Here is a 17,654-nt window from a genome sequence, read left to right on the forward strand (position 1 = left end):
AGGGAAGCCGCATCACAGCGGCGGATATAATGAAAAGCGATAAAATCGGGGTAGGTATTCTGGGAACGGGGAAACGCGGCGTTTATTTCGGAGGCAGCTATTTCGGCAACCATCCGGACTGCGAGATCGTCGGGTTATGCGATATTAGCGAGGACAGTCTCGGCTTCGCCCGGGAGAAGCTGGGCGACATTCCGGCGACGACTTTGCTGGAGCGGTTTTTGCAACTGCCGGGTCTGGATGCCGTCATCATCTGCAGCAACGACCACGTCCATGCCGAGCATACGCTCGCCGCGCTTCGGGCGGGCAAGCACGTCTATCTCGAGAAGCCGATGGCGCAGTCGATCGAAGATTGCGACCGGATGGCGGAGGCCGGATATGCCTCGGGACGCGTCTTTATGGTCGGTCTGGAGCTTCGGTACTGCTCGCTGATGGAAGATATGAAGCGGATCATCTCATCGGGGGAAATCGGCGAGATTAAGATTGGAACCGTCGTCGACAACGTATCGGTCGGCGGGACCTATTATTATCACGGTCCGAGAAGGCGCAAGGACTATGTGAAAAGCCTTATCCTCGAAAAAGGGACGCACTCCCTCGATCTGACCAACTGGCTGATCGACGCCTCGCCTGTGAAAGTGTACTGTTCCAGCGGGCTGGACGTGTTCGGGGGCGGCGCAGCGAGCGACAAACGGTGCCGGAGCTGTGACGAGACGGCTACGTGCGCTTATTACGTCGATAATCGCAAAGGGCTGGAGATGGATTACGGCGGGGTGAAGCTGAAGGACGACCTGTGCGTATACGCGGAGGAGATCGATACGCATGACAACGGACTGGTGCTGATCGATTACGACAACGGGGCCAGAATCTCGTATATGGAATGTCACTTTACTCCCGAATATACGAGGGAGTTCATGTTCACCGGGACCAAGGGCAAGATTACCGGGTTCTACAACAATGAGCAGGATTTTAAAATAACGGTGATGAAGCGCCATTCGAAGGAGGTCCAGACGTATTACCCCGAGCGCCGTTCCGGCGGCCATGGCGGTGGCGACAGCGCCATCGTGGAGACGTTCGTCGATCTGGTGAAAAAAGGAGACCCGGCGATGCCCGGCATATGGGGCGCGCGGGACAGCGCGGCGATCGCCATCGCGGCGGCCGAATCGGCCGAGAGCGGCATGCCGGTCGTCATACCCTACAACCAGGCGCTGCGAAAAGCCGGTGCCGTCCGGTAGACGAAGCGGGAGACATCGTGTGAGACAGCGAAGGAGCTGTCCCGAAAGATTCGCCGCCTGACAGGGGGACATCCCCGTTTCGAACCAATTGGACCTGGCTTCCGATGCATAATGGAGGCCGAGGTCCTTTTTTCTCGAAACAGTAGCGGGGAAAATAGGTAATACCGTTTATTCCGGGCCAGGCAGGGGGAGCATCGGGTACAATGAGGGGCAGGGGGGATGTGCGATGATAGTCGAAGCGGGATCGTAACGGAATCGCTGCGAATCATACATCACTTCACGACATTTCGGCGATTGTAAAGCCGTTCAACCGGCAATCGCTCAAAGTGCTGGAAAAAGCGGGCTTCTCCTATGAAGGAAGAAGGACGTTATCCGACGAAGAAGAATATGATACGTTTGCGGCAGCTAGAGCAATTTGGATACGGCCAGAGAAGGAGGAGAAGGGATGGAAGCGGTAAAGCTTACACTTCAGGACCAATGGGGACTTCGGGACGTTCGGATTGCCGGTAAAATCGAATCCAAAGGGAGCCGTTCGATCTACATTGTGGAATGCTGCGAAGGGAAGTTTGCGCTGAAGCAGTTCGCTCCGTCGCTCCCGGAGGCAAGCATCCGGCAGTATACGCATGCTTTATTGCATATGCAAGGGCGCGGACTGAAGCTGTCGCCCTCGATCTGCACGACGATGGGGGCCGATCTGTATGTCCGGCACGACGACACCTTCCTGTACTTGATGGAGTTCGTCGAGGGGGAGCCGCTTCGGGAAACCCCGGAAGACGCATACGATCTGGGCCAAGCTTCGGCGCTGCTGCATACGATCGCCGACTATCCGCACGAGTCGGGCTTGAACGTCAAGGAGCGGATTGCCGGCATGTACGACAGGTTTCACGATTATCCGTTCAAGCGGGAATACGATCGGATCGTGGACGATTTGCCCGATTTCGAAGCGTACCGGCAATCGTTCATCCATACCGACATCGGGCCTCACAATGCGATGAGGGCGGATGACGGACGTATTGTTTTTCTTGATTTTGACGATGCCGGCTCGGGCTCTCCGCTGATCGATGCAGGATACCCGCTGATCTGCCAATTCGTCCGTTTTCAGGAGGACGGCTCGATCCGCTTCGATTCGGCGAACGCCAAGGCGTTTTATGCCGGGTATTTGTCGCAGATGACGCTAAGCGAGCGGGAAAAGGAAATCGTCTTCGATGGAGCAGTCTTTATGCAGCTGATGTATATGCCCTGTTACGGCGACGAGGGCGTCCTGCCGATGTGGAAGCTGCTCCAGTATGCTTTGGAGCATAAGGAGGAGCTGCTGGCGTCAATATCCGGCCAGGGTTAGGCCAGGGTCGCCGGTGTCGGGGGATTGTAAAGAAGTCTGCAAGAAGCGCCTTGACCGGGCTTCCTGCAGGCTTTTTTGTTGGAGCTGGAGACGGGGCATGCCCCGGGAGCCGCCGGTCCGGCGCGACGTGGCGGGCAAGGGGGGACTGAGCAAGCTAGCTTTCTATTGCAGGCAACGGCTGAGCTAGAGGGGGCATGGACGGGCTGTGCCGGACTGGATTGGAATATGATAGGGACTCATATTTTCGCCAAATTTTGCAAATCCGGCTGATAGGCTTCAAATAACGGCTGCTAAAGAGGCTGTCGATTCAATGTGGACAACCAAGTGGAAAGGGAAAAGATTACCTTCTGGCGAGTTTTGTCTGGAATCCCCTACCTTACAATCCTTATTCAATCAAGGGATTCCGGACAACCTGTCTGAGCAGAAGAAGGTAACTTTTCACTTGGAACGGCCTACTAACACTTCTACACAATGAATCGACAGTCTCGCTAAAGGCTCTTATTTTGGCTGAGACCCAATTTCGCGAGGAATAAGAGCTGCAAAAGACTGCTATTGTCCGCTGCTTTGCACCTGTCCGTGCCTTCGCTGTTACTCCTGCCGCACTTGCACCTAAGCCTGCACTCCTGTTGCTGCCCCCGCCGCACTTGCACCTAAGACTACACCTTTACTGTTACTCCTGCCGCTCCTGCGCCTACGCCTACACTCCTGCTTTGTTTCTGCTACAGTATTTCCTGGTTACTCCTATATACCTCCGGCAACTCCAACTTCAGCCCGCCTTACTCCAATTCGCCGCACCTCCGCACTCTCGCTCTAGCCAAACTCCCCGCACCCCCAAACTCCCCAAACTCACAACTCGCCGCGCTCCCACTCTAGCCGTACTCTCCGCGTTCCCACCCTACCTGCACTAGCCTCACCCCCATTCCCCAGGCACCTCTCCTGCCCAAACGAAGTCAAGTTTACCCCCTAACTTGATCAAAAGCCCGTGCTCCCGTGGCGGCACAGGAAAACTGTACCGCCCGGCTCCCTATGACAGCTCTGGCCCCCTCACCGCAGAGCCCGGAAGTGGCAGCCCGGACCAGCCTCCGCGCATATTCCGGTAGAGATTTTTATCCCCCGATTCGAGAAATGTCCGTCTACTGGAAATTTGGTATCCTTCCTATAATTTGAATTGTAAGCGAATCCAAATTAGACGCTCGAACGAGGAGGTCTCTTCTAATGAAGAAAACGAAAACCGTCTTAACCGCCCTGATGGCGCTCTCGATGGCAGCGACGACTGCGGCTTGCGGCAGCGGAGGAACCGATCCAAAAGCTCCGGCGACGGGAGCCAAACCGGCCGAGACGGAGAAGCCGAAAGAATTTAAAATGACGCTCCGTCATATCAACGTCCGGGAAACGTCCAAAAACACGCTGGCGCTGCTGCAGGACGTCGTCAAAACGACCGAGTCGCAGGTGCCCGGCTTGAAGTTCGAGCTGGACGGGGTGGATGACGTCGTCAACCGCGACCAGAAGCTGAAGGCGGAGATGGCCGCGGGCAATCCGCCCCCGATCTTCAACCTGTTCGGCGGCGACGACACGAGAAATTACGCCAAGGCCGGGCGGCTGCTCGATCTGACCCCGATCCTCGCCGAGCTCGGGCTGAAAGACAAGTTTATGAACCTGAGCGAATTTACGGTGGACGGCAAAATTTACGGCTTGCCGGATGCGGGCTTCGTCGAAGGCTTCTTCTACAACACGAAAATGTTCGCGGACGCCGGCGTACAGGTGCCGAAGACGTGGGACGAATTCCTCAAAGTGAACGAAGCGCTGAAGGCCAAAGGGTATACTCCGATCGCGATGGGCGGCGGGGGTGGCGACGGCTGGGTCATCAACATGGTGGTGAACACGCTGTTCGTCCGGCTGGGCGGTACGCAGATTCAGGAAAATTTCGCCAAAGGCACGTCGAAATGGACGGACGCTCCGGTCGTTGAAGCGTTCAAGAAGCTCGAGGAGATGAAGCAAAACGGCTATATCGATAAAAATGTAATCGCGATGCGTTACCCGGACGGCCAGGCGAAATTCTACACCGGCCAAGCGGCGATGCTGTTCGACGGCAGCTGGGCGATCGCCGGCATCACCGGCGACAAGTCGACGATCAAGGACAACGTCAGCTTCTTTAACTTCCCGAGCATGGGCGGTCCCGGCGACGATACGATCAACGGCGGTTTCTCCAACGGCTACGGCTTCTCCAGCAAACTGAACGAAAACGAGCTGAAGGCGGTCAAGGCGTTCATCAAAAACTACTTCAACGAAGCGAATCAGCTGCGCGAGCTGAAAAACTCCGGCCGCATCCCGGCGATGAAGCTGGCGGATATCGGAGATACGAAAGGGCTTGTAGCCGATGTGGTGAAAACGCAGGTCGCCGCCAAAAAAGGCGCGTTCCCGGCATTCGACTCGCTTGTGCAGGCGACGGTCAAGAAGACACTGGAGACGACGATGGAGGAGCTGCTCGGCGGCAAAGTGACGCCGGCCAAAGCGGCCGAGGCGATGCAGAAGGCGCAGGACGAGGCGAACAAAGCGAAATAAATCCGCCAGAAGCGGAGATGCTGCGTTACATCTAACGAAAATAAACAGGCAGCGGCCAAGCCGGGCGTCACGGGATTGCGGTGGCTTCCGGCTCGCCGGCCTATGCCGGATTGAGGAGGCCGCCATGAACAAAGTGCTGCGCAACCCGCTCGCTTACGCGTTGTTTGTTTTCCCGGCGCTGGCGCTGTACATGACGTTTTATGTCGTCCCGATGTTCAGCTCGCTGAAATATTCGGTGACGAGCTGGAATGGCATCAACGAAGCGACGTTTAACGGTTTGGACAATTTTATAAAGGCGTTCCGGGACGAAAAGTTTCTGATCGCGCTTCGAAACAACATCATCTTCGTGTTATTTTCCATCTTCATCCAAATTCCGGTTATCGTAGGTTTGTCGATTCTCGTCAGCGGCGTGCGGCGGTTTCTCGACTTTTACAAAACGACGGTGTTTATGCCCAGCGTGCTCTCGACGGCCATCGTCGGCGTCATATGGAAGTTTATTTATCATCCGGATGCCGGACTCGTCAACCAGGTGCTGCGCGCGGTCGGACTCGAATCGTGGGCGCTCGGTTGGCTCGGGGAAGAAAATTTCGCGTTCCTTGCCATTCTCGTCACAAATGCTTGGCAGTGGACCGGTTTTTATATCGTTCTCGTGCTCGCGGCTATCTTCGCCATCCCGAAAGAGATGCAGGAGGCCGGGGAGATCGACGGCGCCGTCGGCTGGCGCAAAGCGCGTTACTTGACGATCCCGCTCATCCGTCCGGTCATCCTCGTCATTATGCTGCTGTCGATTACGGGGGCGATGAAGGCGATGGATATCGTGATGATCATGACATCGGGCGGACCGTTCGGCAGCTCGGAGGTTATGGGCACCTATATGTACAAGCAGGCGTATTCGATGTCGCAGTTCGGTTACGCCAACGCGATCTCGATCCTCATTTTCCTCTTCACCTGCGTACTGACGCTTATTTTTCACCTGATCACGAGAAGGGGCGAGGAGGTCGAATACGGATGACGCTGCAGCGGACCAAATGGATCTCGCATCTCGTGCTGCTCGTGTACGTCGCTGTCGTGCTGTATCCGCTGCTGTTCGTGTTTAACTCGTCGTTCAAAGGCAACTCCGAAATTGTGCTCCGCCCGTGGAGCTTGCCCGAGACGTTCCAGTGGGACAACTACGTCAACGCCTTTTCGAGCTCGCATATCGGCATGTATTTTTTGAACAGTTTATACGTCAGCGGGCTGTCTACGATCATCGGGATTTTACTCGCGACAGGGATCGCTTACGCAGTCACCCGGATGAAATTCCCGAACGTCAGCAAGCTCGTGTACGGCGCCCTGCTGCTGTCCCTGCTCATTCCGCCGGTATCTCTGCTGATCCCGTTGTATATTATGATTAAAGACATGGGGCTGTACAATACGCCGTTCGCGCTGCTCGTCCCTTATACGGCGTTCGGGATTCCGCTGTCCGTATTCATCATCGCGGCGTTTCTGAAATCGGTGCCGAAGGAGCTGGAGGAGGCGGGCATCGTGGACGGGCTGACCGTGTACGGCTTGCTGGGCCGGATCGTATTGCCGCTGACCACGCCTACGCTCGTAACGGTGTTTATTCTCAATTTCATGAACCATTGGAACGAATACATTATGGCCAACTTGTTTTTGTCCAGCCAAAGCCTCCGGACGCTTCCCGTGGCGGTCGTGCAATTCATGGACAAATTCAATATGAACTATGGGGCGCTGTGCGCATCGGTTATGATCAGCTGCATTCCGGTAATGATCGTTTACGCCGCTTTGCAGCGTAAAATTATCGAGGGCGTGACGGCCGGCAGCGTCAAAGGGTAGAGGCGCCGGGAGGCTATCTGTTTACCCGTCACCGGCTCTTTCGGGTTCGCTGACCGCCGGGAGGGGCGGACTGACAACGAGCGGTGAATCGGCTATGATAAAAGGAGAAGAAGCGGCAAGGGGGATCGATCGTATGAACCGGAAAGCGTCCGTCCTGCTGTCCTGCATACTCGGTCTTGCGATCGCTGGCAGCGCTTGCAGCTTCGAAAGCGGGAGGAAGTCCGGGGAGCAGGCGCAGCCGTTCACGATCTCGCTGCGTCATGTGCAGGTGCGCGACGATGCGCGGCCGAGGCTGAAGATGCTGGAGGACGTCGCTTTCCGGATGGAAGCGGCCGTTCCCGGCTTAAAGGTGGAGATGGAAGGGCTGGAGGACAAGGTGCACCGCTTCGAGAAGCTGCCGGCGGAGATGGCTGCGGGCGCGCCGCCGAAAATATTCGATCTGTTCGGCGGGGCCGATACGCACAAATACGCGAAGGCGAACCGGCTGCTCGACCTGACGCCGATCTTAAGCGAGCTCGGCTTGAAGGAGCAGTTTTTCAATCTTGATGAATTTTCGGTGAATGGGAAAATATACGGCTTGCCGACGGCCGGCTTCGTCGAAGGGGTGTTTTACAACAAACGGCTGTTCCGCGAGCTCGGCGCCCAGGTGCCGGCGACATGGGAGGAGCTGCTGGCCGTTGCGGAAAAAGCGCATGCCCAAGGCATCACTCCATTCGCCCTCGCCTCTGCCGACGCCTGGGTGATCAATATGATGATGAATACGATGTGGGTGCGTATGGCGGGAACCGGTTCGGTGCCGGGCTTCGTGGACGGCACGAAAAAATGGACCGATCCGGACGTAGCCGAAGCGTTCAAGCGGTATGAGAAGCTCGTTCAGAAAGGATATTTTCCCGAGCATAGTCTGGGTTTGAAATATGCGGATCAGCAGACCGCGTTCCGTCAGGGAGAGGCGGCGATGGTGTTCGACGGCAGCTGGGCGAATTCGGGGCTCGCGGCTCCGGGCAGGTCGGTCGTCGAGGACGATGTCGGCTTTTTTAACTTTCCGAGCATGGGAGGGCCCGGGGACGGGACGATCAATGCCAGCTACTCGAACGGGTACGGCTTCTCCGCCCATCTGAACGCCAAGGAGCTGGAGGCCGTAAAAGCGTTTATCCGGATCATGTTCAGCGAGGAGATGCAGAAGCGGCAGCTTGCCGAGGTCGGCATCCTGCCGGCGATGAAGCTGGCCGATCTGTCCGGCGTCCGTCCGATCGTCGGCGAGCTGCTGAAGGCGGCTGACACACGGACGTTTCCGGCGTTCGACTCGATCGTGCAGGCGAAGGTGCGGGAAGCGCTCGAAACCGGGATGCAGGAGCTGATCGGCGGTAAAACGACGGCGATCCAGCTGCTGGAGCGTGTGCAGCAGGCACAGGACAACGCCAACCGGGAGCTGCATAAACCGGTTCAGGACCGGTACGGCGGCGGCACAGGACCGTCCGCACGGTTGGAGACATCCCCGGGTTCGTCAGGCGGAAGCAGGTTGATCGGATGAATCTCCGCAAAAAAGTATTTACAGCGTTTTTGGCTTTTATCGTCGTTCCGTTATTCGTTCTCGGCGTCATCACGTATACCGTCTCCCAGCATATTATTGAGGAAAATTTCGCGGAGCAGTCGGAATTTACGCTGAAGGCGGTCGGACGCAACATTACGTACATGCTCAAGGAAGCGAACTATTTCTCCGAAGCGCATATGCTGCAGCAGGACGTTCAGGCGGCGCTTAAGGAGAAGGAGACTGTCGACTGGATCGAGCTGGCCGAGTACAACCGGCTGCTGCAGCGGACGTTTTTGTCGTATCCGCCGGTATATTCCGCCGTGCTGTACAATTTACGCGGGCAAGGATTCGGCGATGGCAAAATCGGCCACAAGCTCATATCGTTCGAGGAGTTGATCCGGCATCCGGTCTATGAGGAAGTGAAGCGGCTGAACGGTTTGTCCAAATGGATCGGCCCGCACGAGCTGCCGGAGCTGACGGGAGACGGGCGGCTGTTCACGCAGATCCGGATCGTCAACGATAAATATACGATCGACAACAAGGGCATTCTCGTGCAGCAGCTGCAGTTTCAGGAGCTGGACAAAATTTTCAACTTCTTCGGGACGGGGCCCCGCAAGGAGATCCGGTTTATGATCGTGGACGGCAGCGGCGTCGTGATGGTCGACAATATGAAGCTGCTGGACGGCAGCGTGATCTTCGAGCAGACGGAGAGGAAGTTCGACCTGTCGGCGGGATACGACAGCGGGAAGATGACGTTCGGCGGCGTCGAAAGCGTCGTATCGGTCCATCATCTGGAACTGCGCGATCTCGGCTCGATGAACTGGACGCTCGTATCGGTGACGCCTTGGGCGGCGCTGTCCGGGACGACAGTGCTGCTGCTGCAATGGATCGCCGCGATTACGGCGTTTTGCCTGCTGTGCGCGCTGCTCTTCAACCTGCTGTTCGTTCACCGGAACATCCGCTTCATTCTCCGCGTCGTCAGCTCGATGAAGCGGGCCGAGATCGGCGATCTCGACATACGCGTACAGACGAGGGCGACGGACGAGACGGCTGTGCTGGCGCGAGGCTTCAATTCCCTCGTATCGCGGATCGGAGCGCTGCTTGAGGAGGTCAAGCTGGAGCAGCGGCGCAAGACGAAGGCCGAGCTGATGGTGCTGCAGGCGCAGATCAAGCCGCATTTTCTGTTCAACACGCTGGAATCGATCAATGCGCTCGCGGCCCAGAACGAAGGACGCAAAGTGAGCCAGCTCGTGCAGCGGCTCGGTACGATTCTCCGTATCAGCTTCAGCCAGCGGGAGGAAATTCCGATCTCGATGGAGCTGGACCATTTGCGCAACTATTTGCAGATCCAGAGCTACCGGTTCGAAAAGCTGTTCGACTACGAGATCGACGTGCCTGCCGAGCTGGCGTCCTATTCCATCCTGAAGCTGACGCTGCAGCCGCTGGTGGAGAACAGCATCCAGCACGGCTTCGACCGGATGGAGCAGGGCGGTCTGATCCGGGTCCGGGCTGAGGAACGGGGAGACAGCATCGTTTGGTTCGTGGAAGATAACGGGGCGGGGATGGCGGACGGCACGCTGTCGCGTTTCCGCTATAAGACGCCGGAGCAGATACCCGGCACGGGGAGTGCGGCCGAGTCCGGCAAACCGGACGAAGAGCGGGTCGGCCTCGGCCTGCCGAACGTGGCGGACCGGACCCGGATTCATTACGGCAGCCGGTACGGCTTGTTCATTTGCAGCGAGGAAGGGAAGGGCACGATCATTCGCTTGACGATACCGAAATACGAGGCGGGGTGACAAGCGATGCAACTAAAGGCGCTGCTCGTCGACGACGAAATCAACATTATGCGCAACTTGCAGACGGTTATTCCTTGGGAGGAGCTGAACATCGGCGTCGTCGGGATGGCGACGAACGGGGTGAAGGCGATGGAACTGGTCGGGGAGTTTGCTCCCGACCTTATCCTGTCCGATATCCGGATGCCGGTTATGGACGGGATCGCGCTGCTGAAATGGCTGCAGGAGCAAAAGTACGAGGGCGAGGTCGTGATGCTGACCGGTTTCCAGGAGTTTGACTACGCCCGTTCGGCGGTCAAATACGGCGCCAAAGACTTCATTCTGAAGCCGATCGATTACGAGGAGCTCCGGCAGATTGTGGAAAGGCTCGCCCTGCAAATCCGGGAGAAGCGGATGGAACGGCTGAAGGAAGAGAAGACGTGGAAGCGGCTGTCCAGCCTCGCTTATGAGAAAATGCTGCATGACGTTCTGCTCGACTATACGTCGGTTTGCTCGCTGCATCTGCTTCCCGAGGAAGGCGAGCTGCCGGACCAACCCGCTTATACGCTGCTCATCGCCGATCTGGACGGCTATTCGCAAATCGCCCGGCCGTGGAGCGAACGGGAGCGGAAGCTATGGAATTTCGCGGTCCGCAACGTGCTGCAGGAGGCGCTGCTTCCTGATGAACAGGCTTACGCGGTGCTGCAAACCCGCGAAGGCGAATGGTGCCTGCTCCTCGAGCATCGTCCGGACCGCGCGATTCCCGGAACGGAACAGATCCGTGTCTGGTCGCACTCGCTGCAGGCGGCTGTCGAACAGTACGCCAAGCTGACGGTCAGTATCGGCATCTTCGCGTCGCCGGTACCGATGGAGCGTTTGGCGGAAGCTTATAAATGCGTACAGCGGTCCCTTCAACTGTCGCCGGGGAAACAGCATGTGGTGTTCGTGGACGGAGCCGGAGACGGAGGCGAGACGAACGAGCCGCTCTGGAGCGTGCTCGACGAGCTGGTTGCGGGTCTGAAGACGAAGGACAGAGCCAAGGTCGAACAGGCGACACAGGGGCTTCATGCCGGCGTGAAGGCGATCCTCGCATTTTCGGTGCTGCGCGGCGAGCAGATGCTGCACTTCGTCGTGCTTCATCTGATGCGGGAGATGCGGGAGATCGGGCTGCTTGAGGGCGAACAGGAAGAAGCGGTATGGGCGAAGCTGGAGAAAAGCGTCTGCGTAAAGGAGCTGCTCGATACGATCGACGGGCTGACAACCGCCTGCATGAACGCCGGACTGGCGAAGAAAACGGGCGAAGTGCTGATGGTGTCGGCCAAGGACTATATTCAGCGGCATATGTCCAGCGATCTCGGAATCGAAGAGGTTGCCGATTATCTCGGCATCAGCTGCAGCTATTTCAGCCTGCTGTTCAAGCAGCAGTTCGGGGAGACGTTCGTCGAATATTTGACCCGGCAGCGGATGGAGCAGGCCAAGTCGCTGCTCGTGATGACCGGCAAAAGCGTCACGTCGATCGGAAATAAAGTAGGATATGCGGAACGCCGCTATTTTACGAAGGTGTTCCATAAATACGAGGGAATGACGCCGACGGAATTTCGGGAGCGCCATGCGGCAGGCGAGGCGGATGGCTGACGGCCGATGAACGGAAGGATTCAAGGCGTTATGTCAGCCATTCTTCCGCCTGCACCTCCTGCCTGTAGCCGCAGCTCTCGCAATAGGTCTGGTGCACGCACAGCCGCCGGTCCAGATCGGGGTATCCGTTCGTGAGTTTCAGGTCGTCGATGGCGCGATAAGGCGAATACGGGCCGAGGTAGTCGTCGAGGCGGCCGCCGTCGAACAAACGGTTTCCGCATTGCGGGCATTGCAGGTTGAGAGCGGTCATTCCGTTGCAGTAAGGGCATAACGAGGACATCTGCCATTCTCCTTTCCGGTTGGGACATCTTGATCGCGCATGATCAACGTCCCGTTATCGGAAAATCCCGATCCTAATCCGCCCATAGGTTTCCTCCGCACGGCGAAACCTATTCGGGCGGATGCGGAACGCGAAAAAAAGCGCCCGCGCGGATGGCCGCGGAGCGCTTCTAAGCGTGCTATATTAAAACTTCATGTTGCTGCTGTGGCCCGGGGAAAGCTTCGCATCCGGATCGATGTATACCTTGGCGTTGTTGATCGCGGTAGGCGCTTCTCCGAACCCGACCGCAATCAGTTTCAGCTTGCCCGGATAAGTGGTAATGTCGCCTGCGGCGAAGATGCCGGGAATCGACGTCTCCATACGGGAGTCGACAATAATCGAGCCGTTCTCGATCTCGAAGCCCCATTCGGCAATCGGTCCGAGCGAGGAGACGAAGCCGAAGTTGACGATGACCGCATCGACCGGGATGACGCTGGCCGCTCCGGATTTTACTTCCTTAATCGTAACCGATTCGATCTTGTCGGTTCCGTTCAAGCTTTCGATCTCAACCGGCGTAACCACCTCAACCTTCGACTGCTTCAGCAGCTCGACACTATGCTCGTGAGCGCGGAACTTGTCGCGGCGGTGGATGAGCGTTACTTTCTCGGCGATCGGCTCCAGCATCAGCGCCCAGTCTACCGCAGAGTCGCCGCCGCCGCTGATCAGCACCTTTTGTCCGGCGAATTTGTTCAGATCGCTTACGAAGTAATGCAGATTTTTTTTCTCGAATTTGGCCGCTTCCGGCAAATCCAGCTTCCGCGGCTCGAAAGCGCCGACGCCGGCCGTAACGATGATCGCCTTGGATTGGTGGACGCCCTGATCGGTCTCGACCTCGAACAGACGCTCGTCCTTCTTCGTCACTTTCAGAACCTTCTCTTCCAGCCGGACATCAACCGGAAAATGGCTCATTTGTTCATTCAAACGGTTCACAAGCTCCTGTGCAGTCACCTTTGGAAATCCCGCAACATCATAAATATATTTTTCAGGATAAAGCGCTGCAAGCTGTCCGCCTAGCTGCGGCATGCTCTCGATGATTTTTACGGAAGCTTGGCGCATTCCTGCGTAAAATGCTGCAAACATCCCGGCAGGCCCGCCGCCGATGACGATAATATCCGTCACGCCTTGATTTTGTACATTCGCTGACACGAAAAGACACCTCCATAGCATTTTGTACAGCCTTGTTACATTTTCTCACACCACTTATTATAAACAAAGGAATGTGCAGAAGGGAAGCGATTTTGTCACAAATAACGACAAAATTTAGACAGTTTGTCGCTTGATATTTTCAATAGGAAGATATATGATTGCAGGTAACAAATATTGATAAGTATTGTCGAATATTGTACGAGCGGCCTTGCCGCTGCGGCAATTTGGGTCATATAGAGAGAGCTTGACGGTGTGCGTGAGGTTGCATGAACAGTCGGCGTCTGGAAAGCTTGAACTGAGCTTTGTCTGACAACGCTTGTGTAATTTTTCACAGCTATCCGACAGCCAACAAACCGGATATGGAAGGGATACGAGATGAGTACAGTTCCAAGAATCGTCATATTGGGTGCAGGCTATGGCGGGGTGCTGACCGCTCTCCGACTGCAGAAAGAGCTCAATTATAACGAGGCGAATGTCACGCTGGTCAACAAGCACGATTATCATTATATCACAACTCATCTTCATATGCCTGCGGCAGGTACGGACAATCCGGAAAATGCCCGCGTCAGCATATCGAAACTGATCGATGAGTTCAAGATTGATTTCGTCAAGTCGACCGTCGTTCAAATTAAGCCCCAGGAGAAAAAGGTTATTCTCGAAGACGGCACGCTGTCCTACGACTATCTCGTCATCGGCCTGGGCGGAGAATCGGAAACGTTCGGCATCCCGGGACTTCAGGAGTTTGCTTTCAATATTCGCAGCATCAACAGCGTCCGGCTGATCCGGGAGCATATTGAATACCAGTTCGCCAAGTTCAAGCGCGAGCCGGAACGCAAAGATTATTTGACGTTCGTCGTCGGCGGAGCCGGGTTTACAGGCATCGAATTCATCGGCGAGCTGGCCGACCGGATTCCGAAGCTGTGCAAAGAATTCGACGTCGATCCGTCGCTCGTCAAAATTTATAATATCGAAGCGGCTCCGACCGCTCTTCCGGGCTTCGATCCGGAGCTGGTCGAATACGCGATGCAGGTGCTTACGGACAAAGGCGTTACGTTCAAAATTGCGACGGCGATCAAGGAGTGCACACCCGAAGGCGTCGTCCTGGCGAACGGAGAGAACATCAAGTCGTCCACGGTCGTCTGGACGGGCGGCATCCGCGGCAACCGGCTCGTCGAGCAGGCCGGCTTCGAGGCGATGCGCGGCCGGGTAAAAGTCGATTCGTATTTGCGGACGGAACAGTATGAGAATGTGTACATTATCGGGGACTGCTCCCTCATTATGAACGAACAAGGCAGGCCTTACCCGCCTACGGCCCAGATTGCGATGCAGCAAGGCGTCACGTGCGCTTACAACCTGGTCGCGTCGATCCGGAACCAGCCGCTGCGCGAGTTCAAGTTCGACAACAAAGGCGTCGTCGCCTCGCTCGGCAAAGGCGAAGCGATCGGGATCGTCTTCGGCAAGAAGCTGAAGGGCGGCACCGCCGCAATGATGAAGAAGCTGATCGACATGCGGTATTTGTACATTATCGGAGGCATCTCGCTCGTACTGCGCAAAGGAAAGTTCTAATCGTTATGAACCGGGAGGCGTTGGCCCGTGAGACATTGCAGCGTTCAGGTACGGGGGTTGCTCACCCGTGAGGAATTGGATCGGTATAACGCGCTGATGGAAGTCGGATCGTATCTCGAGTCGCAAAACCGGTACGATCTCGCCTACACCGTGCAAAAAGAAGTCGACTTGCTCATCATGCCAGCCATCGAACGGCTTAAGGAAAAAGGCCGCGCCCGCGACCGGGCGGACGAAGAATATTTGCGCCGGCTCGCCGAAGGCGATGACGAGGACGACGATTGAGACTACTCAGCCAGCCTGTTGAATCTTCAACAGGCTTCCATACGTACGGGTAACCTTCATCTCTGATGAAGGTTATTTGCATTGCAGACGCCCATCAACATCCCGCGGACATAAACCCGGCAGCCCAGCCTCGCTCCCGGCACTACGGTCGGCGATACTCCTGCCAGTCGGTTTCACGGAACGCTGTGGCGAAGTCGATCCGGTACGCAGACGGGGAAACGCCGCCATGATGCTTGAAAAATTTCGTGAAATAGTCAGGTAATACCCCGACCCGGTCGGCAATCTCGTTCATATTCAGGTTGGTTGTCCGCAGCAGCGTGCAAGCGCGGTCGTAGCGAAGTTTGGCAATATATTGCATGGGGGAAAAACCGGTCATCGATTTGAACACCGTTATGAAATAACGGGGATGAAAATGGGCCAGCTTCGCAAGCTCGTCTACGGACAATTTTTGCGCCAGATGCAAGTTGATATATTCCAGCACCCGGGTAATCCGCTGCACGTCCAGATGACCGGAATCGTTAATGATCAGCTTCGGACTTTTCTCTATACAATAACAAATCAGTTGCAATAACGTCGCTTTGGCGCGCAGAAGAGAGGTCATGCCATTGCCGTTATGCGATTCGTTCAGCTCCCGGAACAGCTCACCCATGAGCGGTTTATCCTCCACATCGATCAATAGCGACAGCTCCAGCAAATCGAACAGGCGGGTTTCGCCGATCGTGGATGTAAAGTGGCAATAATACTTTCCGAAAACTTCCCCGTTATACGATGAAGCGGAAATCGTAGCACCTGCCGGCAGCAGAACGAGCTGTCCGGAAGTGGGCGTGATGACCGATCCGTTCACCCATATCTTGCATCTCCCGGAAACCATGTAATACAACAGGTTGAAATCGTATGTCAAATTGGAATGACTCCACTCTGCACCTAACATCCGATAAGAAGATCTGAGAATAGCGGTCTGTACATTGGCAAGATAGCTGGAAAAGTTCCCCTTTTGTCTTTGCGCGCTTTGCATAAACCGTTCCCCCCTTGATCGATTTTGGGTTACAGCGGTCGTGAGCGATCTGTGTCTGATTATAACCCACTTGTTCCGGCAGCGTATAGGGACGATGGGGTCAGAAAGTCGGATCTGAGTTTTTTACAGATTGGCCTGACTGTTTTCCATTCCGATTCCGGCTTGAATTCTTATAATTCATAGTAAGAATCGAGTTAAAGGAGCGATCGGGATGACCAAACGAGTGCGATTGGCTGTAGTAGGCGGGAACCGCGGTTTTGCCTACCACAAATGCTGCGATTTTTTACCCGAACTTGTCGAAGTGAGCGCCATATGCGATCTGAATGAAGAGGTGTTTGCCAAATGGAAGCGGCAGTATCCGGATATCCGCACGTTCACAAGCTTCGAGCACCTGCTCGACGATGGCGATATCGATGCGGTGCTGCTGGCCACGCCGATGGAGGTTCATGCCAGCCAGTCGATTCAAGCGATGAATGCCGGCAAGCATGTGCTATGTGAAGTTGCATCCGCGCAAACGATAGAAGAATGCTGGGAGCTGGTCCAGACGGTCGAGCGGACGGGGGCCGTCTACATGTTAGCCGAAAACTTCTGCTACACCCGGACGAACATGATGGTGCGGACTATGGCCGAATCCGGAGCCTTCGGGGAGTTGACCCATGCGGAGTGCGGTTACATCCATGATGTCCGGACAGCCACTCACGATGACCGGGGGGAATTGAAGTGGAGGGGGGAGATGATGCGCAAGTTCAACGGCAACAATTACCCGACCCATTCGCTCGGACCGGTATCGCAGTGGCTTGGCATCAATAGGGGGGATGCCTTTGATTATATGACGACCATCGTATCGAAGCCGGCGGCGCAAAGCGACTATTTCAAGGAAGTGTTCGGTCCGGATCACCCCGGCGCCCGGATGGATTATTGGCAGCAAGGCGATTCCTGCTTGTCGCTTATACGCACCAAACAAGGAGCCGTTATTTATTTGCGCAACGATTTTTCGTCCCCGCGGCCTTTCAACTACTTGTCCTACGAGCTGCAAGGAACGAAGGGAGCCTTCGTATCCGGCCGCGACACCGTGGAGGAGCCCTTGATCTGGCTCGATGGCAGCACACCCGGAAAATCGTACCTGGGCAATGTATCCTGGTCCAAGCTGTCCGAATACGCCGGGACTTTCGAACACCCGTGGTGGAGAGACGAGACCGACCGGGAGCAGGCCGTGCAGGCCGCCCGATTCGGCGACTATTTTGTCATGAAAGAATTCGCAACCGCTGTTGTGGAGAAGCGCCGGCCCGACTTCGATGTGTACGATTCCGTTGCCGTCAGCTCCATCATGCCGCTTTCGGCGCAATCTGCATTACGAGGCGGAAGTCCGGTCTTTTTCCCCGATTTTGCCAAAAACAAGCGGTTGCAGTAGGAAGACAAAGG

14 protein-coding genes are annotated in these 17,654 nt (G+C 56.1%); 11 read left to right on the forward strand and 3 right to left on the reverse strand.

Going from position 1 to position 17,654, the window contains the following annotated elements:
• The first annotated feature begins 29 nt into the window (after positions 1-29).
• The 8 genes from AC3Y2E_RS26830 to AC3Y2E_RS26865 all read left to right on the forward strand — a co-directional run bounded on the left by AC3Y2E_RS26830 (position 30) and on the right by AC3Y2E_RS26865 (position 11,904).
• Entirely contained in the window at positions 30-1,229 is a 1,200-nt protein-coding gene (locus AC3Y2E_RS26830; RefSeq protein WP_379215923.1) for a Gfo/Idh/MocA family protein, read from the forward strand.
• Positions 1,230-1,674: 445 nt separating this feature from the next.
• Entirely contained in the window at positions 1,675-2,568 is an 894-nt protein-coding gene (locus tag AC3Y2E_RS26835) for a phosphotransferase (protein ID WP_379215925.1), read from the forward strand.
• A gap of 1,215 nt (positions 2,569-3,783) precedes the next feature.
• The gene (locus tag AC3Y2E_RS26840) at positions 3,784-5,130 is read left to right on the forward strand and encodes an extracellular solute-binding protein (protein ID WP_379215927.1); all 1,347 of its coding nucleotides are present in this window, start codon (positions 3,784-3,786) and stop codon (positions 5,128-5,130) included.
• 124 nt (positions 5,131-5,254) lie between these two features.
• A complete protein-coding gene (locus tag AC3Y2E_RS26845) occupies positions 5,255-6,142 on the forward strand; it encodes a carbohydrate ABC transporter permease (protein WP_379215930.1) in 888 nt (295 codons plus the stop codon).
• Entirely contained in the window at positions 6,139-6,966 is an 828-nt protein-coding gene (locus AC3Y2E_RS26850) for a carbohydrate ABC transporter permease (protein ID WP_379215932.1), read from the forward strand. The genes AC3Y2E_RS26845 and AC3Y2E_RS26850 overlap by 4 nt, the downstream gene beginning before the upstream one ends.
• A 133-nt stretch (positions 6,967-7,099) precedes the next feature.
• A complete protein-coding gene (locus AC3Y2E_RS26855; RefSeq protein ID WP_379215934.1) occupies positions 7,100-8,497 on the forward strand; it encodes an extracellular solute-binding protein in 1,398 nt (465 codons plus the stop codon).
• The gene (locus AC3Y2E_RS26860) at positions 8,494-10,293 is read left to right on the forward strand and encodes a cache domain-containing sensor histidine kinase (protein WP_379215936.1); all 1,800 of its coding nucleotides are present in this window, start codon (positions 8,494-8,496) and stop codon (positions 10,291-10,293) included. The genes AC3Y2E_RS26855 and AC3Y2E_RS26860 overlap by 4 nt, the downstream gene beginning before the upstream one ends.
• Before the next feature lie 6 nt (positions 10,294-10,299).
• Positions 10,300-11,904: a response regulator transcription factor gene (locus AC3Y2E_RS26865; protein ID WP_379215938.1), complete on the forward strand. Its 1,605-nt coding sequence runs from the start codon at positions 10,300-10,302 to the stop codon at positions 11,902-11,904.
• Positions 11,905-11,932: 28 nt separating this feature from the next.
• Here the strand turns inward: AC3Y2E_RS26865 and AC3Y2E_RS26870 are convergent, their stop codons facing one another.
• Positions 11,933-12,184, reverse strand: coding sequence for a hypothetical protein (locus AC3Y2E_RS26870; protein WP_379215940.1), 252 nt, complete (start codon positions 12,182-12,184; stop codon positions 11,933-11,935).
• 183 nt (positions 12,185-12,367) lie between these two features.
• The gene (locus tag AC3Y2E_RS26875) at positions 12,368-13,303 is read right to left on the reverse strand and encodes an NAD(P)/FAD-dependent oxidoreductase (protein WP_223836685.1); all 936 of its coding nucleotides are present in this window, start codon (positions 13,301-13,303) and stop codon (positions 12,368-12,370) included.
• Between the two features lie 441 nt (positions 13,304-13,744).
• On the opposite strand from AC3Y2E_RS26875, the gene AC3Y2E_RS26880 reads away from it, so the two are divergent.
• Entirely contained in the window at positions 13,745-14,935 is a 1,191-nt protein-coding gene (locus AC3Y2E_RS26880; protein ID WP_379215942.1) for an NAD(P)/FAD-dependent oxidoreductase, read from the forward strand.
• Positions 14,936-14,962: 27 nt separating this feature from the next.
• On the forward strand, positions 14,963-15,217 hold the full coding sequence (locus AC3Y2E_RS26885) for a hypothetical protein (RefSeq protein WP_190928935.1): 255 nt from the start codon (positions 14,963-14,965) through the stop codon (positions 15,215-15,217).
• Positions 15,218-15,359: 142 nt separating this feature from the next.
• On the opposite strand, the gene AC3Y2E_RS26890 is transcribed toward AC3Y2E_RS26885, so the two are convergent.
• Positions 15,360-16,061: an AraC family transcriptional regulator gene (locus tag AC3Y2E_RS26890; protein WP_190928936.1), complete on the reverse strand. Its 702-nt coding sequence runs from the start codon at positions 16,059-16,061 to the stop codon at positions 15,360-15,362.
• A 382-nt stretch (positions 16,062-16,443) separates the two neighbouring features.
• Here AC3Y2E_RS26890 and AC3Y2E_RS26895 point away from each other — a divergent pair, with 382 nt between their 5' ends.
• The gene (locus AC3Y2E_RS26895; RefSeq protein ID WP_379215945.1) at positions 16,444-17,643 is read left to right on the forward strand and encodes a Gfo/Idh/MocA family protein; all 1,200 of its coding nucleotides are present in this window, start codon (positions 16,444-16,446) and stop codon (positions 17,641-17,643) included.
• Positions 17,644-17,654: the final 11 nt, after the last annotated feature.

This window comes from Paenibacillus sp. MAH-35, assembly GCF_058135425.1.

Bases quoted from the DNA above. Each gene is read 5' to 3' on its own strand.
- AC3Y2E_RS26830 (WP_379215923.1), top strand. From the start codon at position 30: ATGAAAAGCGATAAAATCGGGGTAGGTATTCTGGGAACGGGGAAACGC.
- AC3Y2E_RS26835 (WP_379215925.1), top strand. From the start codon at position 1,675: ATGGAAGCGGTAAAGCTTACACTTCAGGACCAATGGGGACTTCGGGAC.
- AC3Y2E_RS26840 (WP_379215927.1), top strand. From the start codon at position 3,784: ATGAAGAAAACGAAAACCGTCTTAACCGCCCTGATGGCGCTCTCGATG.
- AC3Y2E_RS26845 (WP_379215930.1), top strand. From the start codon at position 5,255: ATGAACAAAGTGCTGCGCAACCCGCTCGCTTACGCGTTGTTTGTTTTC.
- AC3Y2E_RS26850 (WP_379215932.1), top strand. From the start codon at position 6,139: ATGACGCTGCAGCGGACCAAATGGATCTCGCATCTCGTGCTGCTCGTG.
- AC3Y2E_RS26855 (WP_379215934.1), top strand. From the start codon at position 7,100: ATGAACCGGAAAGCGTCCGTCCTGCTGTCCTGCATACTCGGTCTTGCG.
- AC3Y2E_RS26860 (WP_379215936.1), top strand. From the start codon at position 8,494: ATGAATCTCCGCAAAAAAGTATTTACAGCGTTTTTGGCTTTTATCGTC.
- AC3Y2E_RS26865 (WP_379215938.1), top strand. From the start codon at position 10,300: ATGCAACTAAAGGCGCTGCTCGTCGACGACGAAATCAACATTATGCGC.
- AC3Y2E_RS26870 (WP_379215940.1), bottom strand. From the start codon at position 12,184: ATGTCCTCGTTATGCCCTTACTGCAACGGAATGACCGCTCTCAACCTG.
- AC3Y2E_RS26875 (WP_223836685.1), bottom strand. From the start codon at position 13,303: ATGTTTGCAGCATTTTACGCAGGAATGCGCCAAGCTTCCGTAAAAATC.
- AC3Y2E_RS26880 (WP_379215942.1), top strand. From the start codon at position 13,745: ATGAGTACAGTTCCAAGAATCGTCATATTGGGTGCAGGCTATGGCGGG.
- AC3Y2E_RS26895 (WP_379215945.1), top strand. From the start codon at position 16,444: ATGACCAAACGAGTGCGATTGGCTGTAGTAGGCGGGAACCGCGGTTTT.